Origin of the sequence: Lacrimispora sp. (assembly GCF_046972725.1) — a bacterium.
Lineage (GTDB): Bacteria > Bacillota > Clostridia > Lachnospirales > Lachnospiraceae > Lacrimispora.
Genome location: NZ_JBKVXF010000005.1, coordinates 144,321 through 168,067, shown reverse-complemented (window position 1 = coordinate 168,067; position 23,747 = coordinate 144,321). Strand labels below are relative to the sequence as shown.

The 23,747-nt window shown below is 44.4% G+C and carries 22 protein-coding genes and 2 pseudogenes; 22 read left to right on the top strand and 2 right to left on the bottom strand.

The window, feature by feature from the left end:
* Nucleotides 1-50: 50 nt before the first annotated feature.
* The 3 genes from ACLTWA_RS16430 (at nt 51) to ACLTWA_RS16420 (ending at nt 1,651) form a co-directional block, all read left to right on the top strand.
* Complete coding sequence (locus tag ACLTWA_RS16430; RefSeq protein ID WP_412328975.1) at nt 51-701, top strand: class I SAM-dependent methyltransferase; 651 nt, start codon at nt 51-53, stop codon at nt 699-701.
* 95 nt (nt 702-796) lie between these two features.
* Nucleotides 797-997 carry a hypothetical protein gene (locus tag ACLTWA_RS16425; RefSeq protein ID WP_412328974.1) on the top strand — a complete coding sequence of 67 codons (201 nt, stop codon included), beginning with the start codon at nt 797-799 and terminating at the stop codon, nt 995-997.
* A gap of 342 nt (nt 998-1,339) precedes the next feature.
* Nucleotides 1,340-1,651, top strand: a complete 312-nt coding sequence (locus tag ACLTWA_RS16420) for a VOC family protein (RefSeq protein ID WP_412328973.1) — start codon at nt 1,340-1,342, stop codon at nt 1,649-1,651.
* A 136-nt stretch (nt 1,652-1,787) separates the two neighbouring features.
* Here the strand turns inward: ACLTWA_RS16420 and ACLTWA_RS16415 are convergent, their stop codons facing one another.
* Nucleotides 1,788-2,390, bottom strand: coding sequence for a DUF4397 domain-containing protein (locus ACLTWA_RS16415; protein ID WP_412329103.1), 603 nt, complete (start codon nt 2,388-2,390; stop codon nt 1,788-1,790).
* Nucleotides 2,391-2,815: 425 nt separating this feature from the next.
* Here ACLTWA_RS16415 and ACLTWA_RS16410 point away from each other — a divergent pair.
* Nucleotides 2,816-3,532 (top strand): annotated as a pseudogene (locus ACLTWA_RS16410) (LysM peptidoglycan-binding domain-containing protein); the annotation flags it as partial.
* Nucleotides 3,533-3,582: 50 nt separating this feature from the next.
* Here the strand turns inward: ACLTWA_RS16410 and ACLTWA_RS16405 are convergent.
* A complete protein-coding gene (locus ACLTWA_RS16405) occupies nt 3,583-5,139 on the bottom strand; it encodes a recombinase family protein (RefSeq protein WP_412328972.1) in 1,557 nt (518 codons plus the stop codon).
* A 128-nt stretch (nt 5,140-5,267) separates the two neighbouring features.
* On the opposite strand from ACLTWA_RS16405, the gene ACLTWA_RS16400 reads away from it, so the two are divergent.
* The 18 genes and pseudogenes from ACLTWA_RS16400 (at nt 5,268) to ACLTWA_RS16315 (ending at nt 23,418) form a co-directional block, all read left to right on the top strand.
* Nucleotides 5,268-5,417 (top strand): hypothetical protein, encoded by a 150-nt coding sequence (locus tag ACLTWA_RS16400; protein ID WP_412328971.1) that lies wholly within the window; start codon nt 5,268-5,270, stop codon nt 5,415-5,417.
* Nucleotides 5,418-5,543: 126 nt separating this feature from the next.
* A complete protein-coding gene (locus tag ACLTWA_RS16395; protein ID WP_412328970.1) occupies nt 5,544-6,407 on the top strand; it encodes a response regulator in 864 nt (287 codons plus the stop codon).
* On the top strand, nt 6,398-6,859 hold the full coding sequence (locus ACLTWA_RS16390) for a chemotaxis protein CheX (RefSeq protein WP_412328969.1): 462 nt from the start codon (nt 6,398-6,400) through the stop codon (nt 6,857-6,859). The genes ACLTWA_RS16395 and ACLTWA_RS16390 overlap by 10 nt, the downstream gene beginning before the upstream one ends.
* Before the next feature lie 41 nt (nt 6,860-6,900).
* A pseudogene (locus ACLTWA_RS16385) lies at nt 6,901-7,338 on the top strand (glycosyl hydrolase family 18 protein); the annotation flags it as partial.
* A gap of 398 nt (nt 7,339-7,736) precedes the next feature.
* Nucleotides 7,737-8,783: a methionine ABC transporter ATP-binding protein gene (locus ACLTWA_RS16380; RefSeq protein WP_412328968.1), complete on the top strand. Its 1,047-nt coding sequence runs from the start codon at nt 7,737-7,739 to the stop codon at nt 8,781-8,783.
* Nucleotides 8,764-9,444 carry a methionine ABC transporter permease gene (locus tag ACLTWA_RS16375; RefSeq protein ID WP_412328967.1) on the top strand — a complete coding sequence of 227 codons (681 nt, stop codon included), beginning with the start codon at nt 8,764-8,766 and terminating at the stop codon, nt 9,442-9,444. Before ACLTWA_RS16380 ends, ACLTWA_RS16375 begins: the two co-directional genes overlap by 20 nt.
* A 28-nt stretch (nt 9,445-9,472) precedes the next feature.
* Complete coding sequence (locus ACLTWA_RS16370; RefSeq protein ID WP_412328966.1) at nt 9,473-10,432, top strand: L-lactate dehydrogenase; 960 nt, start codon at nt 9,473-9,475, stop codon at nt 10,430-10,432.
* 23 nt (nt 10,433-10,455) lie between these two features.
* On the top strand, nt 10,456-11,373 hold the full coding sequence (locus tag ACLTWA_RS16365; RefSeq protein WP_412328965.1) for a MetQ/NlpA family ABC transporter substrate-binding protein: 918 nt from the start codon (nt 10,456-10,458) through the stop codon (nt 11,371-11,373).
* A 24-nt stretch (nt 11,374-11,397) separates the two neighbouring features.
* Nucleotides 11,398-12,801 (top strand): FAD-binding oxidoreductase, encoded by a 1,404-nt coding sequence (locus tag ACLTWA_RS16360; protein WP_412328964.1) that lies wholly within the window; start codon nt 11,398-11,400, stop codon nt 12,799-12,801.
* Nucleotides 12,785-13,963 carry a pyridoxal phosphate-dependent aminotransferase gene (locus tag ACLTWA_RS16355; protein WP_412328963.1) on the top strand — a complete coding sequence of 393 codons (1,179 nt, stop codon included), beginning with the start codon at nt 12,785-12,787 and terminating at the stop codon, nt 13,961-13,963. Before ACLTWA_RS16360 ends, ACLTWA_RS16355 begins: the two co-directional genes overlap by 17 nt.
* A 150-nt stretch (nt 13,964-14,113) precedes the next feature.
* Entirely contained in the window at nt 14,114-15,844 is a 1,731-nt protein-coding gene (locus ACLTWA_RS16350) for an ABC transporter ATP-binding protein (RefSeq protein WP_412328962.1), read from the top strand.
* The gene (locus ACLTWA_RS16345; RefSeq protein ID WP_412328961.1) at nt 15,841-17,697 is read left to right on the top strand and encodes an ABC transporter ATP-binding protein; all 1,857 of its coding nucleotides are present in this window, start codon (nt 15,841-15,843) and stop codon (nt 17,695-17,697) included. The genes ACLTWA_RS16350 and ACLTWA_RS16345 overlap by 4 nt, the downstream gene beginning before the upstream one ends.
* A 29-nt stretch (nt 17,698-17,726) precedes the next feature.
* Nucleotides 17,727-18,170, top strand: coding sequence for a MarR family winged helix-turn-helix transcriptional regulator (locus ACLTWA_RS16340; protein ID WP_412328960.1), 444 nt, complete (start codon nt 17,727-17,729; stop codon nt 18,168-18,170).
* Between the two features lie 109 nt (nt 18,171-18,279).
* Nucleotides 18,280-19,092 (top strand): ATP-dependent sacrificial sulfur transferase LarE, encoded by an 813-nt coding sequence (gene larE / locus ACLTWA_RS16335; RefSeq protein ID WP_412328959.1) that lies wholly within the window; start codon nt 18,280-18,282, stop codon nt 19,090-19,092.
* 162 nt (nt 19,093-19,254) lie between these two features.
* Nucleotides 19,255-20,229 carry a leucine-rich repeat protein gene (locus ACLTWA_RS16330; protein ID WP_412328958.1) on the top strand — a complete coding sequence of 325 codons (975 nt, stop codon included), beginning with the start codon at nt 19,255-19,257 and terminating at the stop codon, nt 20,227-20,229.
* Nucleotides 20,230-20,258: 29 nt separating this feature from the next.
* On the top strand, nt 20,259-21,578 hold the full coding sequence (locus tag ACLTWA_RS16325) for a VWA-like domain-containing protein (RefSeq protein ID WP_412328957.1): 1,320 nt from the start codon (nt 20,259-20,261) through the stop codon (nt 21,576-21,578).
* Nucleotides 21,579-21,592: 14 nt separating this feature from the next.
* Entirely contained in the window at nt 21,593-23,152 is a 1,560-nt protein-coding gene (locus ACLTWA_RS16320; RefSeq protein WP_412328956.1) for an ATP-binding protein, read from the top strand.
* A gap of 53 nt (nt 23,153-23,205) precedes the next feature.
* Entirely contained in the window at nt 23,206-23,418 is a 213-nt protein-coding gene (locus ACLTWA_RS16315) for a DUF378 domain-containing protein (RefSeq protein ID WP_412328955.1), read from the top strand.
* Nucleotides 23,419-23,747: the final 329 nt, after the last annotated feature.

Here is a 23,747-nt window from a genome sequence, read left to right as displayed (position 1 = left end):
ATATAAAATAAAGTAAGAAAATTATTGGTAATAAGTAAGGTGAATATGTCATGAATGATATCGTGCACAAGTGGTATGAAGATAAAGAAAATGTAGATGAAATGGTCTATTGGAATAAAGGAGAACTTAAAAAATGGGAACGAGCAGTCACTGACTTTTTCCCGAGAGAAGCAAAAATTCTTGATATTGGATGTGGAATGGGGAGAGAGGCATTTGCGCTTTTCGATTTGGGATTTTCTATTATAGGCATTGATATTTCAGAAGAAGTTATAAAACAAGTTACAAAATTATCCTTAAAAAGCTATTATGACATTGATTTCTTGGTATATGATGGGCATACATTACCGTTTGATGATGCTTCATTTGAAGTAATCATTATATGGGCTCAAACATTTGGCTTATTGTATGGGGATACGTATAAGTGTAAATTTCTGCGTGAGTGTAAGCGTGTTCTTAAAAAAGATGGCTTACTAAGTTTTTCCGGTCATGATTATGAATATTTAATGGAACACCATAAGCAATATGTAAGCGGTAGAAAATTTTATCCATATGCCAATACTGAAATTTATTGGGAAGCATTTTTACCCCAAGAGCTTTTAAGTTTCGTTGAAAATGCTGGATTTTCTGTGGTGCTTTGTGAGCCCGGAAAAATACATAAGGCAGAAGATGGAGTCGTACTACATTGCTTATGTAAAAAATAATCAAAATAAAAAACTGACATATGCCAATTTGTAATTTTAAGACTACTAACTAGCAGTAACAAAGTTAGTGGTTTTTTTATTGAAGAAGGTGTGAAATGCTAAGAATATTAATCATATCAGAACACATGCAAAGGGGTAAAAGAGTACTTGATGCGGTATATAGAAAAGAAACGGAACAAATTGTATCCAAAACAAAAAATATGTTAAGAATACAAGGCGGAACTGAGTATATTGTAGTGCTTCCAGAATCAAGGTACTTAAAAGGACAAAGAGCGGATCAGATTATTCTTGATTAGGGATTCGTGCATTCTTTAAGACATGAACTTGACGCAATTCTGCGCAGCTCATGTGTTCCAGAAGCTTCTCAAGTGATGGATGATAGAAGTGTTTTAAACTTTGGTTAGCTGAGATTTATTAGCACTTTGAAAACTGAATATCGATAGTTGGTAAATAAAGTTGTATTGTATTGCTATAATTAAACATTAGAAGGATCTGTTATGCATCTTGAAAGCATTTACTTGATTGTTAATAACTTTGCAGAATCAATTGTTTTTTATGAAAAAATACTTTAAGTTCCAGTTGCTAAGCAAAATATGAATCGTTTTGCAATGTTTATGTTTGAAGGAAATTGTATTTCATTGATGAATGGCCATTTTGATACAGATAATCCTGATAAGGTAATACATAAGGGAGAATATGAAAACTCCTTTGATAATATGAGAGAAATTGCGCTTGCACCTAACACCCATAAATTTGTTTTGAATTTTTGGACTGAGGATTTAAAAATAGAACTTGAGAGGATAAGAACTCTAGATATTACTGATAACCTTACAAAAATTAAGTATGTCTGTAATGTTAGGCCGTATTATTATTTTCAATTCTCTGATCCAGACGGAAATATTATTGAGGTCACTGGGAAATATACTCCTAAAGAAGGACAATTCGTTTAATAAAATGTTATAAGTAAACTACCAGTTATCAGTATTAAGCTGGTAGTTTTTTATTGTTTTAAATCAACAAAACTGATATTTAACCCACATAAATATCGTTTATAAAAAAACGCATTTATGTGGGTCTTACGTCATTTTACTGATATTCCCCATCTACAGCAATAACTGCTTCTAATGGTGGTGTTTCTCCAACAAGGCCAACTGCAAAAATACTATAAATTGCGCCGGGCATCAGAGTTACGTCAGGTATTGTTAATGCAACCTGATTACTTCCAGTCGGCCGGACTTGAAGGGTATAGGTTCCCGGATTTACTGCAAGGTAGTCAGTAAACTGTGTATAGGATACATCTTCAAAGAGTATCATTCCGTCTGGCAGTGTAATGTCTACTGCAGGAGCGTTTGGAGAGAGATGTACAAACCGTACAAAGGAAGCATTTCCCATTCCCATTGGCATATTTGGCATAAACATTTCAGGAATTGGCATTAAGCCGATATCCGATAATTCGCCTGCGGCAGCTACTGTAAAGGCGCTGTTTTGAGGAATGGTTACATTTGTATCTATGACAGCATTTGTCTGGTTTCCCGCCGGATATACCTGTATCTCATAATTGCCGGGTAAAATTGGAAGGTAACTGGTCAACTGTTTGTAGGAAAGTCCTTCTGCAATTAAATTGTTATTTGCATATATGTCCACAGCGGGAGCATCAGGGGAGGCGTGAAGAATTCTTATGAAAGACATCTGATAAGCGGGCTGCATGGAATAGTAAGAGTTACCTTGATGGGTATACATATACATGGTTTTTAACCTTAAGACTTTTTATATATACTATGAAATCGGATATACATAGTTACCATAAATACAAGATATCCAGGGATTTTTTACAGCACATGCCTATGTTTGTTCACGCATTTTAATAAAAATTTATATTATGAAATGCCTGTTAAATGAAAAAATAGAGCTATGGAAAGGATTTAAAGCCGGTAATGCTGAAAATCATTTAAATATACATTTTGACCGAAAAAGCACAGTTTTTAAAGGTCGGCTTGTACTTTCATGAATAACGCGCTTTGTTTTTCTAAAGAAATTAGAAACCGGCCCCCTATCTATCATGTTTCTGCATGTTTTCACATATGCTTTACCAATTCTGATAAAAGGATGCTGTTATGAAAATATACGTGGTAAAACCGGGGGATAGTGTGGACTCCATTGCCAATGCGCAGGGAATACCGGTGGAGACTCTGGTGTATGATAACCAGATCGATCCTCCATACCGCCTGGCTGTGGGCCAGGCGCTTTATATCGCAGAGTACAGTCCTCCTGAAGACAAGACTCCTCTTTATGTATTTGGGTATGCATACCCCTTTATCGAGCCGGATAATCTGGATCAAACGCTCCCGTTTTTAACGGATCTTTACGTATTCTCCTATGGATTTACAGAAAATGGGGATCTGGTTCCTCCGGCAATCGACCCTGAGTGGATGATTGAACGGGCTCTGGATGAGGGGGTGCGCCCGATTCTGACCCTGACGCCTCTCGGTCCTGACGGGAAATTTAACAACAATCTGGTTTCGATCGTGGTACATAATACCCAGGTCCAGCAGAGGCTTCTGTGGAATCTGGGACTGGAGATGCAGGAAAAAAGGTATGGGGGGCTGGATATTGATTTTGAATATATCATGGCCGATGACCGGCTGGCTTATGCGGTATTCGTAAGGCGGGCGACGGAGATCATGAACCAGTTTGGTTATCAGGTAACGATTGCCCTCGCCCCTAAGACTTCGGCAGATCAGCCTGGTCTTTTATATGAAGGCGTGGATTACGGGCTGCTGGGTGCCTCTGCCAACCGGGTTCTTATAATGACTTATGAGTGGGGGTATACATAAGGACCGGTCAGTCACAGGTAATAACAGCTTCTGTCAATCCGCTGATGCTAATTGCTTTCCGGAAGCTTTGGGTAAAATGTTAAGGTAAAATTGGCCGTATTACCGGCTCCTTTTTTATTCCTTTCTGTTTTTAAATATTCAATATGGTCTAAAACATTCTTAAGCATAAAGTTGCGAATCCTTATATCCTCTATTTCCCTGTAAACATCAATAAAATGCGTGGCTGGCAGAAGAAAGCTTTTATTTGCCTCTTTCTCTGCGGCTATCCGGTTCTGCTCATCTTTTAAGTGCTCCAGTTCGGTGAAAAGTTCTGCTTTCTGGGATTCCAGAGTGCTGTGCCGTTTCCTAAAAACCTCCGGGGAATATACGCCCTGCTCCAGTAAATCATAGGCAGCATTCAGCTGTTTTACGGTCTGGTCGTATTTATCCATCAGGTTATGTATGGAACTTTCTAAGACAGAGCGTGTGGACCGGTTTTCTATTTCCATGTCTTCCGGCCAGCTCAGTTCATACGCCGGCAGCCATTCCTTTAAGCCTTCGATTACCTGCTCTTCGATAAGGTGAAGGGGGGAGGAAATGTTGCCGCATCTGCTGTTTGGACAGCGGAGGATGGCATGGGGCAGTCTGGCATTGCCTGATTGCCTGGTTAGAAGTGTGCCGCATTTTGCACAGTAGATCAGACCGGACAGTGGATTTTGCAGGGCAGTATCCGGATTTGCAGGAAGGGGCTTTCCGGCCTTGATCTTTTGCACCAGATCATATTTTTCTTCTTCTATAATAGAAGGAAAGCGACCCTTTACCGTTTCGCAGTTCCTGGCCTTTGGTCTGGATTCCACGATCCTTCCGCCAAGGATTTGTTTTTGAACCTTCCGCCGCTGCCACCTCTGGTATCCGCAGTAGACTGGGTTGCTCAGAATATCGGTTACAGAGGAAGCAGACCAGGATTTCCCGCCGGGAGAGGGGACATTTAATTCATTTAACCGGTCCCTGATCTGATAAGAGCCAAGAAAAGCGTGGGTGTAAAGTTCATAAATGTATGCAACAATCTCTGCTTCTTCCGGAATGATCTCAAGGGTGTAACCTTTCTCTCCCTTATGCTTTACCTTTTTATACCCATAGGGAGCAGTTCCTGCTATGTACCAGCCATCCCGGAATGCGGCAATACGGCCTCTCTGGATCCGTCGGTTAATGGTCTTATATTCCCGGCGCGACATAAAGAGGTTGAATTCAAAATATTCCTCGTCAAATTCATCGGACGGATCATAGGTTTTTAAAGGGGTGATGATCTTCGTGTTGCTGAATTTAAAGGCCTCGGCAACCGTTCCCTGGTCCTTGGTGTCTCCTCTGGCCAGACGTTCCACCTCCATCACAAGAACACCTTCCCACATGCCCTGCATGACTTCCAGCAGGGTCTGCTGCATTTTGGGACGTGCGGAAATGGTTTCACCGGAAACCAGTTCTTTATATATGGCACCAATGGGAAGCTGCAGTTTATCAGCCAGTTCCTTCAGTAATTGTTCATGGCGGGCCAGTGTTTCACCTTCTCCTCTTGCTTCTGCTTCTTTGTCCGCCCGGCTTTTGCGCAAATACATGAGATAAGACATGAATGACTCCTTTAAAAGTATATGTAATCTTATGGGAAATCTTCTTAAAATAGTAGTGACTCAATAGGAAAGATGTACAATCTCATTGGCATAGAATCACATAGAATCAATCAGAAAGGGGCAGTGGTATGGGAAATAAGCCGGTAAAAGAAGTAAAAAAACAGGATACGACCTTTGTTTTCTATGATGAATGCTGCAAAGACACGACGCCCGAAGAGGTAAAGGACATATTAAAGCAAATTGCAAAAGTGGCATTGCCTGCATTAAGGCCGGAATAATCCTTTTGACATTAGAGAATGAAAAGGAATATAAAATGCTTTGACAAAAGATGGAAATACATGGTATGTTTATGGCAATGAATTGTTTTGGAAATGAATCTTTTAATCAGGAGGATTATTGCTTGTATGGTTGGTACAAAAGTTGTAATCGTTGATGATTCCCCTTTTTCCATTGCCTATATCAAGGGCATTCTTGAAAAACACGGGCTTGAAGTCGTTGGAGAAGCGGGAACATTAGATAAAGTAAAAGCAGTGGTAAAAGAAAAAATGCCCCAGCTGGTGACCATGGATATGACATTGCCGGGAACCGACGGGCTGGAATGCACACGGGCAATCCATGAAATTAATAAGGATATTAAAGTAATTGTGATCAGTTCCATGATGGATGACGAAATCGTGAAAGCCGCAAGGGAAAACAACGTTTCGGCTTACATACAAAAGCCCATTGATGAGGACAACCTTGTGACTGCGATCAGCCGGGTGATGGAATCCGATAAATTATATGAAACCTTAATGGACGAGCACATGGAGATTTTCAAGGAAGCTTTACTGGATGCGGTCAATAAGATGACAAAGACTCTGGTCAGGTTTGAGGAAAAGTCTGTCTGTGATAAGGAGTTTGAATCCAAGGAGCTGACCATTATTGTTGGAATCATCGGAAAGTTTTCCGGCAGAATGCTGATTGCAGTGGATATGGATACGGCCAGCCGGTTGACGTCGGCCATTTTGAAAAAGGAAGCAAATACAACCGATGAAGTGACTGCAGTAATCGGCGAGCTTACCAATATTATTTCAGGAAACGCCTGTTCTGCACTTAACAGGAAAAATAAGGCATACGGGCTGCGTGTGGCTCCTCCGACCATTATGCATGGAGAGAGTGTTCATATAGCAACTCCCGGCTTTTACACAACTTCCGTCCATGCCGGAACAGCATACGGAGATATACTTCTTAATGTCGGATTTCAAAGGGGTGACGATCATTGGATGTAAAATACATAAATCCTTTCGTACAGGCATTTTTTTCTGTAATGCCGCAACTGGGCTTTAATGAGATAAAGAAAGACAGCATCTGTCTGAAAGATGATAATCTGACCAATACCGGTGTGGTCATGACTGTGGGAATCGTGGGAGAGGTCAAGGGAAATGTGGTATATTGCACCGATCTTAACGGCTCCAGGAAAATTGCATCTGTGATGATGATGGGAATGCCGGTGGAAGAGTTTGATGAGATGGCTCAGAGTGCTGTTTCTGAATTGGCCAATATGCTTACGGCCAATGCTGCTACGTTTTTTTCCGAGATCGGAATCATGGTGGATATCTCAACCCCAACGCTGTTATATGGCAACAATATATCCATTAAGATGGGTTCCAGCCAGGTGCTTTGCGTGAAGCTGTCCGCAGATGGAATCCCTTTTGAAGTAAATATTTCCATCGAAGGTTAAGCAGGTCTGTCCGCCAGCTTTATGACTTATGGCCTGACGGTTCCTATACTTATGGCCCTCCGATGGCGGTTGCGCCGATCAATATGGTAAGGAGAGTGGCAGAGTATGCCTTAACGGAGATTCCGAAGGAGAAAATAAGTCTTGGGATTCCCAATTATGGCTATGACTGGCCGCTTCCATATGAAAGAGGCGTGACCCGTGCAACCACAATCAACAATCTGGAAGCCATTGCGCTTGCCATTGAACATGGAGTGGAGATCCAGTTTGATGAGGTTGCCATGTCACCCTATTTCCGTTACTGGCAGTATGGAGTGGAGCATGAGGTATGGTTTGAAGATGTGAGAAGCTATAAAGCAAAATTTGATTTGATTAAGGAACTTGGACTGACAGGCGCAGGTTACTGGCAGCTGATGCAGTTTTTCCGTGCCAACTGGCTTTTACTGGAACAGATGTTTGATATCAGGAAAGTCGGGGATTAAAAAAACGTGCAGGGAGGTGGAGAGATCCGGTGTCCTGCACGTTTTATTTTTTGGAGCGGAAATGTATTTAAAACTTATAAATTGAAAAAGATATGAATATTTATAAATTTTGAGTTGACAACGGAGAGTCGGGGTGCTATTATACCAACAAAACTAGTATGTTAAAGAGTATAAGATGGGAGCTTCAAATGAAAATGATGGCAAACACAGCAAATGGTAAATCCGGTATTGATAAGAACATGGCTATGGCGATGGTTCTGATGTGTTGCTCTTCTTTTTATTTTTTGTGCTCTCAGTCAGGGAAGTAAAAAAGTGCATAATTTTGCACAGTTTTACCATAGACCAGAAACGGGAGCCTTCGGGAGACCGTTTTTTTGCATTTTAAGGGAGGAAAAAACGTGATTGAACTTAAGAATATCTCTAAGGTCTTTGGAACCGGTGAGCGGGAAGTCCACGCGATAAAGGATGTATCCCTATCCATTGATAAAGGGGAAATATTCGGTATCATCGGCTTTTCCGGAGCGGGAAAGTCCACACTGGTCCGATGCATCAATTTGCTGGAGGTGCCCACAAGCGGCAAGGTAACGGTAGATGAAAAAGAACTTACTGCCCTGTCCGCAAAAGAACTGAGAACTGCCAGAAAAGGAATCGGTATGATTTTCCAGCATTTTAATCTGATGCCTTCCCGTACGGTATTTGGAAATGTGGCCTTTCCATTAAAAGGAAGCAGTCTCAGCAAAGCAGAAAAGGAAAAAAAGGTACGGGAACTGCTGCGCCTTGTGGATATCGGTGATAAAGAAAATGCCTATCCAAACCAGCTCTCCGGCGGCCAGAAACAAAGAGTTGCCATTGCCAGAGCTTTGGCCAATGACCCAAAGGTGCTTTTGTGTGATGAGGCAACCAGCGCCCTGGACCCTCAGACCACCAAATCAATTCTGCAGCTTTTAAAAAAGCTGAACAAGCAGCTTGGAATCACCGTAGTGGTCATCACCCATGAAATGGCGGTCATCAAGGAAATCTGCGGACGTGTGGCCGTTATGGAAAAGGGACGGCTTGTGGAGGAAGGAGAGGTGTTCTCTATCTTTGCAAATCCCAAAGAGGCAGTGACAAGGGATTTTATCCGGACCACATCGAATTTACAGAAGATCGAAGGTCTTCTTTCAGAGGATTCTCCGGTGACCAGGCTGAAACCCGGCGAAATCATTGTCCGTCTGTCTTATGTACAGAAAAATGTTTCAGAACCGCTGATATCCACAGTCTCAAGAACCTTTGGTATTGACTTGAACATCATATTTTCCGATATTGAAATCATTCAGGATGCCCCCATCGGCGGCACGGTGGCGATCATGAGCGGAGCACGGGAACAGTTAATGAAGGCCATTGATTATCTGACAGAAAAAAATGTAGGAGTGGAGGTGATTAAAGATGCTGGACTTGCTTCATAGTATAATCCCCAATGTTATGGGAAAGCTTCCGACCTTTTATGAGGCCATTATCGATACGCTTATTATGGCATTCTGGTCCGGTTCCATTTCCTTTGTTCTGGGTATGATCCTTGGAGTTACCATTACCGTAACAAGGCCTTCCGGAATATTGGAACATAAGGGAGTTTTTCAGGTATTTGATAAAGTCATCAATTTCTTCCGGTCCATTCCCTTTATTATACTTCTTACGGGTGTTATGCCGGTTTCCAGAATGATTATGGGGACGGCCATCGGTGTGGAAGGTGCCATTGTTCCCCTGGTATTTGGAACGGTGCCGTTTTTCGCCCGCCAGATCGAAAGTGCACTGGCAGAGATTGACCGGGGGCTGATCGAAGCGGCTCTTTCCATGGGAAAAAGCCCTATGGAAATCATCTTCAGTGTATACTTGCGGGAGAGCATTGCCGGAATTGCCCGCAGCACCACCATTACCGCCATCAGCCTTCTTGGTCTGACGGCTATGGCAGGAGCGGTAGGTGCAGGAGGACTGGGGGATTACGCCATCCGCTACGGGCATGACCGGAATCAGGTGGATGTGACCTACGTAACCATACTGGTACTTGTTTTGATGGTAAGCATCATTCAGATCATCGGCAATCAGATAGTAAAAAAGAACACTCATTGATGGGATCAGGAATAAAGGAGGCAGAATCATGGAACTACAGAAAAGAAAGATAGTTATCGTAGGTGCAGGTCATGTTGGCTCTCATGCGGGATATGCTCTTATTTCCCAGGGACTCTGTGAGGAGATCGTCTACATTGATATTGACAGGAAAAAGGCGGCAGCCCAGGCCATGGATCTATTTGACGCCACGGTTTATTTACCCAAACGGTGTCTCGTAAGGGCGGGAGACTATACAGAGGCCAAAGACGCCGATCTTCTGATCGTGGCAGCAGGACCTTTGCCGGATATGAGCAAGGGCCAGACCAGAATGGATACCTTGAGAGAGACCGTTGCCATTATAAAAGACGTCGTGGAGAATATACGCACCTCTGGCTTTGAAGGAATCATTTTAAATATCTCAAATCCTGCGGATGTAGTGACTCATTATATCCAGCATGCACTTGACTATCCGGTACAGAAGATATTATCGACCAGCACCACCCTGGACAGTGCAAGACTTAGAAGGGCTATTTCAGAAGCCATTGGAGTGGATCAGAAGTCTGTTCTGGCCTATGCGCTGGGAGAGCATGGAGAAAGCCAGATGGCAGCCTGGTCTGCAGTGACCATCGGAGGAAAGCCTCTTTCCCAGCTTCAAAAGGAAAAGCCGGAAACCTACGGAGCTCTTGATTTAAAAGCCATTGCAGCAGAAGGAAAAGCCGGGGGCTGGCATATTCTGGCTGGAAAAGGTTCCACGGAATTCGGCATTGGCGCAGCCATTGCAGAGGTGGTCCGAGCGGTGTTCGGCGATGAGAACCGGATTTTACCGGTTTCCACACTTCTTACGGGACAATATGGGGAAAACGGTGTTTATGCAAGTGTTCCCTCGGTATTGAACCGCCACGGGGTGGCAGAAGTGATCGAACTTGATTTAACAAAAGAGGAGCTGGAGGAATTTCATAAGTCCTGTCAGACCATGAAAGAAAATTTTGAACTGGCACTTACTTTATAATGAGACAAGCTATGGAGGAAATAATGATGAAAATTAAAAAACTGATGACACTTACTTTATCTGCCGCAGCCCTTACCCTGGCACTTACCGCCTGCGGAGCAAAAACCGGAGAGACAACCGGTTCCGAAAGCACACAGGCAGCAGAGACAACGGCAGCAGCCTCCGGAGAAGAAACGACGGACCCGGTCACTGTTAAGCTTGGCGTGGTCGGAAGTATCTATGAAGAACTCTGGACGCCTGCAAAGGAAGCCTTAAAAGGCGAAGGCATTGACCTTGAGATCGTGCAGTTCTCCGATTATGTCACACCAAACAATGCACTGGCAAACGGGGAAATCGATTTAAATGCATTCCAGCACCGCATTTACTTAAAGAATGAGATCGAAAGCTATGGCTATAAGATCGAAAATATCGGCAATACCTTTATCATTCCTTTAAACCTGTATTCCACGAAGGTAAAGGAGATATCTGAAATTAAAGACGGCGATACCATTGCCATTCCAAACGATGTTACCAACGGCGGACGTGCCCTTAAGGTTTTAGAGTCGGCAGGACTGATCAAGATCAAGAAAGAAGCAGGCTTTAACCCTACGGTAGATGATATTGAAGAATATACCGTTAAGATCAAGATCGAAGAACTTGCTGCCAATACCATCCCCTCCACACTGGCGGATGTGACTGCCGGCGTGGTAAATGGAAACTATGCTCTGGATTTCGGTTTGAAGACGGAGGAAGCCGTATTTAAAGATACCAGCCTTGGAGAAGAAAATTACTGGAACTTAATTGCAGCACGTACCGATGACCTGGCGGATCCGGAGAAAAAGGCAGTTTATGAAAAAGTCGTAAAAGCATTCCAGTCAGCGGAGACAGAAACTGTATTTAACGATACCTTTGGCGGCTATTTCATCAAAGCCGGCTGGGATCAGGATATGTTAAACAAATAATGGCAAAAGGATCGTGAGGCAGTAATGTACCTTAATAAAGAGGCTCTGCGGGATATCATCAATGATGATTCCCGCATCGTGTTTGAAGATATAGAACCCCGGTTTTTAAGTGACAACCTGGGTCGGTTAAAAGGCAGGGCGGACGTGCTGGTTTTCCCTGTCTCCCAAATCGAGGTCAGCCGGCTGCTCAAGTACGCCCATGAAAACCGGATTCCTGTTACTCCAAGGGGAGCAGGAACCAATCTGGTGGGTTCTACCGTACCGGAGGAAGGCGGAATCATCCTTGATTTGTCCTGGATGAACCGGATTTTGGAGCTGGACCGGGAGACATTTACCGCTACGGTGGAACCGGGAGTGCTTTTAAAGGATTTTCAGGCATTTGTGGAAGGGGAAGGTTTTTTCTATCCTCCTGATCCGGGAGAAAAGGAATCCACATTAGGCGGAAACATCAGTACCAATGCCGGAGGTATGAGGGCAGTCAAATACGGTGTGACCAGAGATTATGTCAGAGGACTGGAACTCGTCCTGGCAGACGGTACGGTCCTGCAGGCAGGAAGCAAGAATGTAAAGGATGCAAGCGGCCTGTCCCTTAAGAACTTAATTGTAGGTTCGGAGGGGACCCTTGCCGTTATCACAAAATGCATTTTAAAGCTGATCCCAAAGCCGGAGGTGTCCTTAAGTGTTTTAATTCCCTTTGAAAGCTTAACCGTAGGAATAAGAAATGTACTCACTATCTTACAGGCCAATGTAAATCCCACGGCAGTAGAATTTGTGGAGAGAAAGGTGGTCAGCCTCGGAGAAGAATTTATGGGAATCAAATATCCAAGGCCGGATGCAGGCTCCTACATTCTTCTCACCTTTGACGGAAGAAAAGAAGAAGTGGAAACGTCTGCGGCCCGGGTACGGGAGCTGGTGATGGAACACGGAGCCATGGATTTTTTATTGTTAGATGATAAGAAATTATCCGATGGCATCTGGAAGGTAAGAGGGGCCCTTGTAAAGGCGGTGGAAGCCGTATCCGAACAGGAGCCGGTAGATATTGTAGTGCCGATCAACCAGAGCGATTCTTTTATTGACTATATCAATCAGCTGGAGCAGGATTCCAACATGCAGATGGTAAGCTTCGGCCACGCAGGAGACGGCAATGTTCATCTCTGTGTGGTAAGGGGGAACAGAGATGAGGAGACCTGGCACAGGGAATTGAAGGAAAATATGAAAAAGATCTATGCAAAGGCTTATGAATTAGGCGGCCTTACATCCGGGGAGCATGGAATCGGAATCAGTAAGCGCCCTTATTTCCTTCATGAGACACCAAAGGAGAACTTAATGGTGATGAACCGGATCAAAAAGGCACTTGATCCCCAGGGCATTTTAAATAACGGCAAATCATATATAACAGGAGGCAAAGAAGATGCAGAAACTGTCTGACCGGACGGCGGGCTTTACGGATTCGGTGATCCGCCGCATGACACGGATTTCCAACCAGTACGGTGCGGTAAATTTATCTCAGGGATTTCCTGATTTTGATCCGCCAAAGGAGATCCTTGACCGTTTGAAAGAGGTTGCATACGAGGATTTCCACCAGTATTCCATTACCTGGGGAGCCCAGAATTTCAGAGAGGCACTGGCAGCTAAGCAGTCCGGCCCCATGGGGCATGACATTGACCCCAACCGCGAGATCGTGGTGACCTGCGGAAGCACAGAGGCCATGATGGCAGCCATGATGACGGTGGCAAACCCGGGGGATAAGGTAATCGTGTTCTCCCCGTTTTATGAAAACTACGGGGCAGATACCATTCTTTCCGGAGCAGAGCCGATTTATGTACCTCTTCATCCCCCCCTGTTCCAGTTCGATCCCGGGGAACTGGAAGCTGCGTTTGCACAGAATCCCAAGGCACTGATTCTATGCAATCCATCCAATCCATGCGGCAAGGTCTTTACTCTGGAGGAACTGACCTTTATTGCGGATCTGGCTAAAAAATATGATGTGTACGTAATTGCTGATGAAGTGTATGAACACATCGTATATGCACCTCACAAGCACACTTATATTTCCTCCCTTCCGGGAATGTGGGAGCGGACCATTTCCTGCAGTTCTCTTTCAAAGACCTACTCCATCACAGGCTGGCGTCTTGGCTATATCATCGCTTCCCCTGAAATCGTTGATGTGGCAAGAAAGGTCCATGATTTCCTTACGGTTGGAGCGGCTGCGCCCCTTCAGGAAGCGGTCATTCCGGGTCTTAGATTCGGGCAGGATTATTATGATGAGCTGCTCTTAAAGTACACCAGGAAACGGGACTTATTCTTAAAAGGGCTTGATGATATCGGGCTGACCCATACGGTGCCGGAGGGTGCGTATTATGTGATGATGGATATAAAGGACTTCCATTATGAAAGCGATTTAGAATTCTGTGAGGTGCTGGCAAAGGAAGTGGGGGTCGGGGCAGTTCCCGGATCCAGCTTCTTTAAGGAGCCTGTCAATCACTTGATCCGTTTCCATTTTGCAAAAAAAGATGAGACACTTTACGAAGCCCTTGAACGTCTTTCAAAGATCAGGGAAAAGATCCCGGTAAAAAGCAGGTTTTTATAGGAAACAAAAAGAGCTGTAATCCCATTTGGCGGATTGCAGCTTTTTATATGCAAATTTCCATTGACTATTTTATAAACATAGCTATAATAGTTGTAGATGCAACAGTTGCACATGCAACTGTTGCAAAATAACGAATGTGGAGAACCGAATATGAAAAACCTGCTGCTTTATGCAAAAAAGTACAAAAAAGAATTTATTCTGGCAGTTATCTGCATCCAGGCGGAAACCATATTTGAACTTATCATACCGATGATGATGGCGGATATCATCGATGTGGGTGTTGCCAATGGAGATAAGCATTACATCCTGGCAAAAGGATTTCAAATGGTGTTTTTTGCTGTCCTTTCCCTGTTCCTCGGTCACGCCTGTGCCCGCTATACCGCCCGCTGCGGAAGCGGGGTCGCCGCACAGATCCGTCTGGCTGAATTTCAGAAAATGCAAACCTATTCCTTTGCAAACACAGACCGGTTCAGCACACCGTCTCTGGTCACAAGACTTACCAGTGATATTACGACCATCCAAAACTCCATTACCAACGGCATGCGTCCGGGATTCCGTTCCCCGGTCATGATGATCACCGCTATGGTGGTGTCCTTTTACTTAAATGCAAAGCTGGCCATGGTGTTCTACCTTGCAGCGCCGGCGCTTGCCATTATCTTATTTTTCATTATTAAAAATGTAAGACCGCTTTATGCGAAGATGCAGGGAGCCATGGACATGGTAAACCGCATTATTCAGGAAAATCTGGTGGCCATCCGGGTGGTAAAGGCTTATGTCCGCGGGGATTACGAAATTGATAAATTCCAGGAGGTCAACGCAAATCTCCAAAATTCCTCGGAACGGTCCTTTTCCCTGGCAGCACTTAATATGCCGGCCATGCAGTTTGTGATGTACGGAACCATCCTCAGTATTTTGTGGTTCGGAGGAAATATGGTTATCGTGGGAAATATGAAGGTGGGGGCACTGACCAGCTTTTTAAGCTATGTGCTTCAGGTACTCAATTCCCTGATGATGTTTTCCAATGTTTTTCTTTTATTTACCCGGTCCTTAACATCCTGGAAAAGAATCTCCGATGTCCTGGAAGAGGTACCGGTGATCAATGACGACCGCGCCAGGGATATTACCATTTCAAAGGGCGGCATCCGTTTTGAACACGTATATTTTAAATACAAGGAGACCGCAAAGGAATATGTGCTTTCTGATATTTCTTTTGAAATCAAACCGGGTCAGACCGTTGGCATCATCGGCCAGACCGGAGCAGCAAAAAGCACACTGGTCCAGTTGATTCCAAGGCTTTATGAAGCCACTTCCGGCGATATTTATATTGATGGCCATCCCATCTATGAATATACCCAGGATCATCTGAGAGATTCCATCGCCATGGTGCTTCAGAAAAATACTCTTTTTTCCGGCACGGTAAAGGAAAATCTATACTGGGGCAAGGAGGATGCCACAGAAGAAGAACTAAAAGAGGCCTGCCGCATCGCCTGCGTGGATGAATTCATCGACCGCTTAAAGGATGGATATGATACCGAACTGGGTCAGGGCGGGGTCAATGTATCCGGCGGACAAAAGCAGAGGCTTTGCATTGCCAGAGCCATTCTAAAGGCACCGAAGGTACTTATTTTAGACGACTCTACCAGCGCGCTGGATACAGCCACTGAAGCTAAGATCAAGGAAGGGCTTGAAAAGACACTTCCCGACACCACTAAGATCATTATCAGCCAGAGAGTTACTTCCATCATGCATGCTGACCAGATCATTATCCTTGATGACGGCAAGATCAATGCCATCGGCAGTCATGAACAGTTACTGGAAGAAAATGAGATCTATCAGGATATTTATTATTCTCAGCAGAAAGGAGGAAGCCAGGGCTTATGAAAGGTGCAAGAATTGCAAAACCAAAGAATGCAAAGAAAACCCTGATGAAACTCCTGGGGTATATCGGACATTATAAGCTATCCGTTGTGCTGATCGCAATATTTGTCTGCATCAGTGCATTGGCCGGGATTTTGGGAACCTATCTCTTAAAGCCGGCAATCAACGATTACATCATTCCGGGAAATATTCCCGGACTTATCCGCATGATCGGTATCATGGGACTGGTTTACTTAGCCGGTGCATTCTCCTGCCTCTGTTACAGCCGGATGATGGTCCATGTATCCCAGCAGGTCGTGGGAGAGATCCGTATGGATTTATTCCGGTCGACACAAAAGTTTCCCTTGAATTATTTTGATACCCACACCCATGGGGAAATGATGAGCCATTTTACAAACGATGTGGACACCATTTCCGAAGCGCTGAACAACAGCTTTACTTTGTTGATCCAAAGCTTTATTACCTCGGTGGGAACCATTATTATGCTGATGGTCTTAGATATCAGACTTTCTCTTATTGTTATTGTTTTTCTTATTGTAATGCTGGTATACATCCGTCATAATGGAAAGCTGAGTATCCGGTATTTTGCAGAGCAGCAGAAAAATCTTGGAAATATCAACGGTTACGTGGAGGAAATGGTGGAGGGGCAGAAGGTGGAAAAGATCTTCCGTCATGAAAAAAAGGATTTGGAGAAATTTAATGAGTTGAATGAAAAACTGAGAATTTCCTCTACCATGGCTGCCACTTATACCGGAATTACGGTGCCGACCATTGTTTCTCTTTCTTATATCAACTATGCCATATCGGCCTGTGTGGGCGGTTTGTTTGTCCTGTCGGGGCTGATTAATTTAGGAACTCTGGCTTCGTATCTGGTGTATGTAAGACAAAGCGCCATGCCTATGAACCAGTTTACCAACCAGATCAATTTTCTTATGGTGGCACTTGCCAGTGCGGAGAAGATTTTTAATATGATGGAAATCGAGCCTGAGACAGATGAAGGCACCGTTACCTTAAGCCGGGTAATCCAAAAAGAAGACGGAAGCCTGGAGGAAGCAGATTCCTATACCGGTTCCTTTGCATGGAAGGTTCCGGATGAGAAGGAAGGGTACCGGTTGGTTCCCCTAAAGGGCGATGTCCGTTTTCACGATGTCGTATTTGGATATAACAAAGAAAAAACCATATTAAACGGGATCAGTCTTTATGCGAAACCAGGACAGAAAATTGCATTTGTAGGATCCACAGGTGCAGGAAAGACCACGATCATCAATTTGATCAACCGATTCTATGAGTTAAATGGAGGGGCCATAACCTATGACGGAATCGATATCCGCAATATCAAAAAGGATGATTTAAGAAGATCCATCTCTCTTGTCATTCAGGACACTCATTTATTTACCGGCACCATTGCCGATAACATCCGGTACGGCAGACTGAATGCAACGAAGGAAGATATTCTGGAGGCTGCAAGGATTGCCAATGCAGATTCCTTTATCCGCCGTCTGCCAAATGGATATGATACCATGCTTGAGAGCGACGGCAGCAATTTATCCCAGGGACAGCGCCAGCTGATTGCCATTGCCAGAGCCGCCATATCCCAGCCGCCGGTTCTTGTTATGGATGAGGCGACCAGCTCCATTGATACACGTACAGAGAAGCTGATCGAAAAAGGAATGGATGCGCTCATGAAGGACCGCACCGTATTTGTAATTGCACACCGCCTTTCGACAGTCAGGAATTCCGATGCCATTCTGGTGCTTGAACAGGGAGAGGTCATTGAGCGGGGCAGCCATGACGAGCTGCTTGAGCAGAGGGGAAAATATTATCAGCTCCATATGGGGCAGTTTGAGTTAGAATAGGGGATAGAACATAACGAAAAGAGGGAGCCATGAAAAAGCAAAATATAAGAGAACTGATGGTGCGCGGGGAAAAAGCCAGAAAACAGATATTTTCTCCGCTGCTTTCTGATTTTGGCTTAACACCCGGCCAGGGACAGGCCAGAATATTGTATTATCTTCTGAAAAAAGATCATATCACCCAAAAGGAACTGGCCGATATCTGCCACATGGAGGTGGCCACCATGTCAAGAAATCTGGACAAGCTGGAGGGCCTGGGACTTCTCACCCGGCAAAGCAATCCGGACCGCAGGCGGTCATTTTTAATCTGCCTGACGGAAAAGGGCCTTGCGGAAGCCAGGGAAATACAAAAGGTGTTTGAGCAGTTTGAAGACATCGTCTGCGAGGACATTCCAAAGGAAGAGGTAGAGATATTCTGCCGGGTCTTACTTAAGATGTGCGAAAATCTGGAGGCTTACAGCGGAAACGAAAAGTAAAAAAGGCGGGGGGAAACCGGTTTCTCCTTTCCGAAAGATTGACACCGGGCAGGATTCACTGGTATAATTCCTATTAATATCTATAGGATCTGTTTGATAAGGAGCGTCTATGACATTACAGGAAAAAAAGGAAAAACTAACATCTTATATAAAGGAAATGGAAAGTCTTGCGGTGGCTTTTTCCTCAGGAGTCGATTCCACCTTCCTTTTAAAAACTGCCCATGAGGTGCTGGGGGACAAGGTGATTGCAGTCACAGCGCGTTCCTGTTCTTTCCCGGAGCGGGAGCTTAAGGAAGCCATTGCATTCTGCAAGGAGGAAGGAATCCGGCATTTTATTGTGGACAGTGAGGAACTGGACATCGAAGGCTTTGAAAGCAATCCGAAAAACCGGTGCTATTTATGCAAACATGAACTGTTTGAAAAGATCGCCGTCATAGCGAAAGAGCAGGGAATCAAGGAGATTGCCGAAGGCTCCAATCTTGACGATAACGGGGATTACCGCCCTGGGCTGATTGCGGTAGCGGAATTAAACATCAAAAGCCCTCTGCGGTATGCTGAACTGACGAAGGAAGATATCAGGACGTTGTCAAAGGAGATGGATTTAAAGACCTGGGATAAGCAGTCCTTTGCCTGCCTTTCCAGCCGGTTTGTCTACGGAGAGACCATTTCCAGGGAAAAGCTTTCCATGGTGGACAAGGCAGAGCAGCGCCTGCTTGATATGGGATTTAGCCAGGTAAGGGTACGGATTCATGGAACCATTGCACGGATTGAAGTGCTTCCTTCCCAGCTGGAGCGTCTGGTGTCTGTAAGAGAGGAGATTACAGGATATTTTCATGAACTGGGATTTTCCTACGTTACCATGGACTTGGATGGTTACCGGATGGGAAGTATGAATGCAACGCTGAAAGAAGACACGGAATAATGGAGTAGTGAAACCTTGATTTGATTCTTTTGTTGAAACAAACAGATGGCATGCCAATTTTGCGGATAGGTATGCCATCTTTTTTAACAGAAATATCTGTTGCAATTATCTTCTGTTTCTGTTATATTGAACTGTTAAATGATTCGTTGAAAGGATTTTAGAATGTTTTTATATCAAGTCATAAAGGAACACATACAAATACTCGGATACCGGGGCTATACCGGTTCTGTCCGTGTCCCGGAGAAGATTGAGTCCTTGCCCGTAACCGAGCTGTCCGCCTACGCCTTTTCCGGGGGCTGGGGCAGGGAAAAGATGCTCTCTGCTCTGGAGCAGGAGGTGCTCTTTTGCGATGAAGAGGGAAATCCCATAAAGCCGGAGGAAAAAGATCTGCCTCCGGCGATAACCTGTGGGGAGCTTAAGGAAATTTTTCTGCCGGAAACCATTCGTAAAATTGGGAATTACGCATTTTATAACTGTTTTGCACTGAGCCGCGTGGAGTGTTACAGTTCCATTGATGATTTAGGTTCCGGACTGTTTACCGGATGCACCGGAATTCGTTTTCTGGATTTCCATTTGGCCGATGAAGCCGATTCCTGTCTAAAGGAAATCTTGTCGGAATTAAGGCAGGAGCTTTATGTAAATTATTACAGCTCTGCCGGCAATGCGAGGCTGTTATTTCCGGAGATGTTTGAGGAATCGGTGGAACACACTCCCGCAAGGATCATTATCAGGGAAATGCATGGCTGCGGGCACATGTACCGGTATTGTTTTGACCATACAGATTTTCAGTTTCATAAATACGATGCCCTGTTTCCTCACCTTCTGGTTCAGGAAACGGAACGGGCGGTCGGATTGCTGGTCGTAAACCGTCTTTATACGCCTATGCATTTGCTGGAGCATGATAAAAATGCATATGAAGCATACTTAAAAGAACATATAGAAACCATAGCGAAGCTGACATTAAAAGAAGATTCTGCCATGTTTCTCTGGCTTGCCAGGGAATACGGGCAGGACCAGAAGCAATTTGATTCCATGGTGGAAATGGCCTCGACGGAAGAGAAACCGGAGCTTTTAAGCAACTTAATGGACTTAAGGCGCCGCCGGTTTCCAGCCGGGAAGAGGAAGTTTTCCTTATAGCAGAGAGATCAGGAAAGGTTGGGTGAAGGATGGTCGATCCGGTAAAAGAAAGGCAGCTCCAGGAGCTGGAAGAGGTGAAGGTGGGACATGGCATTTTGATGAATGCCCGCAATGAGCTTTATTTGAATTTCAGATACCTTGACGTAGCTCTCAGCAGCTTCGTATTCGAGGCAGACAGAACCGGCAAAAGGCTTGCGACTGACGGCTATGTGATCTATTATCAGCCGGAGCTTTTGTTTGCCATGTATAAGAGCAGCCGGATTCTTGTAAACCGGGCGTATCTGCATATGCTGTTCCACTGCCTGTTCTGTCATTTGAGCGGAATGGGAGACCGTGAAAAGGTACTCTGGGACATTGCCTGTGACATTGCCATTGAATCCATCTTAGACAGCTTTTATGTGAAACCGGTTTACCGCCATCAGTCGGCCTACCGGAGAGAAGTCTACGGGAAAATCGCAGCCAAGCGGAAAGTTTTTACCGCAGAAGGAATCTATAAGGATTTAATGGAAATGAACTTAACTCCCGAACAGATCAGCAAAATGGCCGCAGAATTTTATGTGGACAGCCATGAACTCTGGAGTCAGGATGAAGACCCTAAGGTCCGTACCGAACGGCAGAACAAGTGGCAGGAAATGCGGGAAAGAATGGAGACGGAGATGGAGTCCTTCGGAGAAGAGGATGCCCGGTCCGGCAAAAATCTTCTGGAGCAGGTAAAGGCAGAAAACCGGGAACGGTATGATTACAAGCGGTTTTTAAAAAAGTTTGCCGTCCTGCGGGAAGAGTCGGAAATCGACCCGGATTCCTTTGATCCCATATTTTATACCTATGGAATGACTCTATATAAACGTATGCCCCTAATCGAGCCGTTAGAGACCAGGGAAGTATTTAAAATTGAGGACTTTGTCATTGTTATAGATACCTCCATGTCCGTATCCGGGGATCTGGTGAGGCGTTTTCTGGAGGAGACATACGCCGTTTTGGGAGAATCAGAAAGCTATTTTAGAAAGGTCAATATCCACATTGTACAGTGTGATGAGGAAATCCGCTCGGATGTGACCATAACCAGTAAAAAAGAAATGGAAGATTATATGGAGCATTTTACCTTATCTGGGTTTGGAGGAACGGATTTCCGTCCGGCCTTTGAATATGTAAACGGCATGATCAACAAGGGGGTCTTTAAAAAACTCCGGGGACTGCTGTATTTTACCGATGGAAAAGGAATCTATCCGGTCACCATGCCTCCCTATGATACGGCCTTTGTCTTTATGGAAGACCAGTATGAGGATATTTCAGTCCCAGGCTGGGCCATGAAAGTGATACTGACGGAAGAGGATTTAAATGTTTCATAACAGGAGAAGCTGCCATGAATATAAAACGAGCAAAAGAAGAAATAAAGAACACCATTGAAGCCTATTTATTAAAAGACGCCTACGGCTCTTATGAAATTCCGTCCCTGCGCCAGAGGCCCGTCTTTCTTATGGGACCTCCCGGAGTGGGAAAGACCCAGATCATGGAACAGGTGGCAAGGGAATGCAAGGTAGGACTGGTGGCTTACACCATTACCCATCATACCCGGCAGAGTGCCGTAGGACTTCCGTTTATTACGGACAAGGAATTTGGAGATGAAACCTATCGGGTGACGGAATACACCATGAGCGAGATCGTTGCATCGGTCTATCAGAAAATGGAGAGCACAGGACTGAAAGAAGGAATCCTGTTTATTGATGAAATCAACTGCGTATCTGAGACTCTGGCACCTACCATGCTTCAGTTCTTGCAGTATAAGACCTTTGGAAATCATAAGATTCCTGAGGGCTGGGTAATCGTAACCGCAGGAAATCCCCCGGAATACAACAAATCCGTCCGGGATTTTGATGTGGTGACTTTGGACCGTATCAAGTTGATACACGTAGAGCCTGATTTTGAAGTATGGAAAGCCTATGCCTATGAACATGATCTGCATCCTGCGGTGATTTCGTATCTGAATACCAAACCGGAAAATTTCTGCCGCATCGAAACCACAGTAGACGGCAAGTTCTTTGCCACTCCCAGAGGCTGGGAGGATCTATCCCGGTTTATCCAGATATACGAACGTCTGGAAAAGAAAGCCGACCGGGATGTGGTGGGTGAATACATTCAGTTTCCAAGAATTGCCAAGGATTTCACCAATTATCTGGAGCTATACTACAAATACCGGGATGATTACCAGATCGAAGAAATATTATCCGGCACCATCCGGGAAAGCCTTTGTAATAAGCTGAACCGGGCGCCGTTTGATGAAAAATTAAATGTGATCGGCCTTCTGCTTTCCAGACTGGGGCAGCATTTCCGCAAGGTTGCGGACCAAGGGGATATGACGGAGCTTCTTATGGAGGAACTTAAGAAGATAAATCCGGAAAATGACAGGGAGAAAGAGGACGCTTTGATGGCTGATGAAATGGAATACCATGGGGCAAAAGAGGATTCCATGAGGAAACGTCTGTCAGAGTTACGAACCCTGTGGAAGGACTCCTGGGATAATAAAAGGAAAGCAGGACTTATTAACCGGCGGGAGGATTATCTGAGCCGGGATGTGGAACGTATCCTTTTTAAATACGAGGAGGCTCTCCGAAACGGAGATTATCAGGACGATCAGTCTTCCTGGGACAAAATCCGTGAACTTTTTGCAGAAGAAACTGCCAAATACGAAAAATACCTGTCTGATGCCGGGAAGACTCTGGAATATGCCTTTGATTTTATGGAAGCAGCCTTCATGGATGGACAGGAAATGGTAGTATTCGTTACAGAGCTGAATACCGGGTACTACAGCGTTAAATTCCTGGAAGAATATGAGTGTGAAAGGTATTACCAGTACAATGAAAGACTGTTGTTCAAAGACAGAGAAGATGAGTTGAGATCCCGCATTGATAATTTGGGAAAATAATGTATAAAAACCATAGGACAGCTCCATAATAAGAAAGAAAAGGAGGTAGTGCCATGGGAAATAAAGCATTGAATTACACAGCTCTTACCATTGCCATTATCGGCGCAGTAAACTGGGGGCTCATTGGATTCTTTAATTTTGATCTGGTGTCATTTATTTTCGGCAACATGACAGGACTTACAAGAATCGTGTATGGCCTGGTAGGAATTTGCGGGTTGTACCTGCTTACCTTTTATGGTCATTCAGAGGCCAAAGCAGAGAGATAGTAAGAAGATTGGACAAAAAAAGGGCATTGCATCGTGACGTGGGTCTATCGTCATGGGGCGGTGCCCTTTCGCTATAAAGTGGTGAGCTTTCACACTTCCCTTTTATAGTTATAATAAATTGTTGAATTTAAAGTTGTAATAATATCATAAAGTTGCCGCTGGGGACCGTTCATCGGTTGCTAAAAATTTTTAATGAATTTGAAAAAAAGTCTTATGAAAAGTTTAGATATGACGATATAGCAATTAGAAAGTTAATTCAGCTACTTTGCAGTATACATAATTACGGGATAGCAGTTATCTGCATGAACATAGCATCATCAGTCAAAGTA

Bases quoted from the DNA above. Each gene is read 5' to 3' on its own strand.
- ACLTWA_RS16330 (WP_412328958.1), top strand. From the start codon at position 19,255: ATGTTTTTATATCAAGTCATAAAGGAACACATACAAATACTCGGATAC.
- ACLTWA_RS16395 (WP_412328970.1), top strand. From the start codon at position 5,544: ATGGTTGGTACAAAAGTTGTAATCGTTGATGATTCCCCTTTTTCCATT.
- ACLTWA_RS16315 (WP_412328955.1), top strand. From the start codon at position 23,206: ATGGGAAATAAAGCATTGAATTACACAGCTCTTACCATTGCCATTATC.
- ACLTWA_RS16320 (WP_412328956.1), top strand. From the start codon at position 21,593: ATGAATATAAAACGAGCAAAAGAAGAAATAAAGAACACCATTGAAGCC.
- ACLTWA_RS16415 (WP_412329103.1), bottom strand. From the start codon at position 2,390: ATGTCTTTCATAAGAATTCTTCACGCCTCCCCTGATGCTCCCGCTGTG.
- ACLTWA_RS16430 (WP_412328975.1), top strand. From the start codon at position 51: ATGAATGATATCGTGCACAAGTGGTATGAAGATAAAGAAAATGTAGAT.
- ACLTWA_RS16360 (WP_412328964.1), top strand. From the start codon at position 11,398: ATGTACCTTAATAAAGAGGCTCTGCGGGATATCATCAATGATGATTCC.
- ACLTWA_RS16375 (WP_412328967.1), top strand. From the start codon at position 8,764: ATGCTGGACTTGCTTCATAGTATAATCCCCAATGTTATGGGAAAGCTT.
- ACLTWA_RS16345 (WP_412328961.1), top strand. From the start codon at position 15,841: ATGAAAGGTGCAAGAATTGCAAAACCAAAGAATGCAAAGAAAACCCTG.
- ACLTWA_RS16370 (WP_412328966.1), top strand. From the start codon at position 9,473: ATGGAACTACAGAAAAGAAAGATAGTTATCGTAGGTGCAGGTCATGTT.
- ACLTWA_RS16365 (WP_412328965.1), top strand. From the start codon at position 10,456: ATGATGAAAATTAAAAAACTGATGACACTTACTTTATCTGCCGCAGCC.
- ACLTWA_RS16405 (WP_412328972.1), bottom strand. From the start codon at position 5,139: ATGTCTTATCTCATGTATTTGCGCAAAAGCCGGGCGGACAAAGAAGCA.
- larE (WP_412328959.1), top strand. From the start codon at position 18,280: ATGACATTACAGGAAAAAAAGGAAAAACTAACATCTTATATAAAGGAA.
- ACLTWA_RS16325 (WP_412328957.1), top strand. From the start codon at position 20,259: ATGGTCGATCCGGTAAAAGAAAGGCAGCTCCAGGAGCTGGAAGAGGTG.
- ACLTWA_RS16350 (WP_412328962.1), top strand. From the start codon at position 14,114: ATGAAAAACCTGCTGCTTTATGCAAAAAAGTACAAAAAAGAATTTATT.
- ACLTWA_RS16340 (WP_412328960.1), top strand. From the start codon at position 17,727: ATGAAAAAGCAAAATATAAGAGAACTGATGGTGCGCGGGGAAAAAGCC.
- ACLTWA_RS16355 (WP_412328963.1), top strand. From the start codon at position 12,785: ATGCAGAAACTGTCTGACCGGACGGCGGGCTTTACGGATTCGGTGATC.
- ACLTWA_RS16400 (WP_412328971.1), top strand. From the start codon at position 5,268: ATGGGAAATAAGCCGGTAAAAGAAGTAAAAAAACAGGATACGACCTTT.
- ACLTWA_RS16425 (WP_412328974.1), top strand. From the start codon at position 797: ATGCTAAGAATATTAATCATATCAGAACACATGCAAAGGGGTAAAAGA.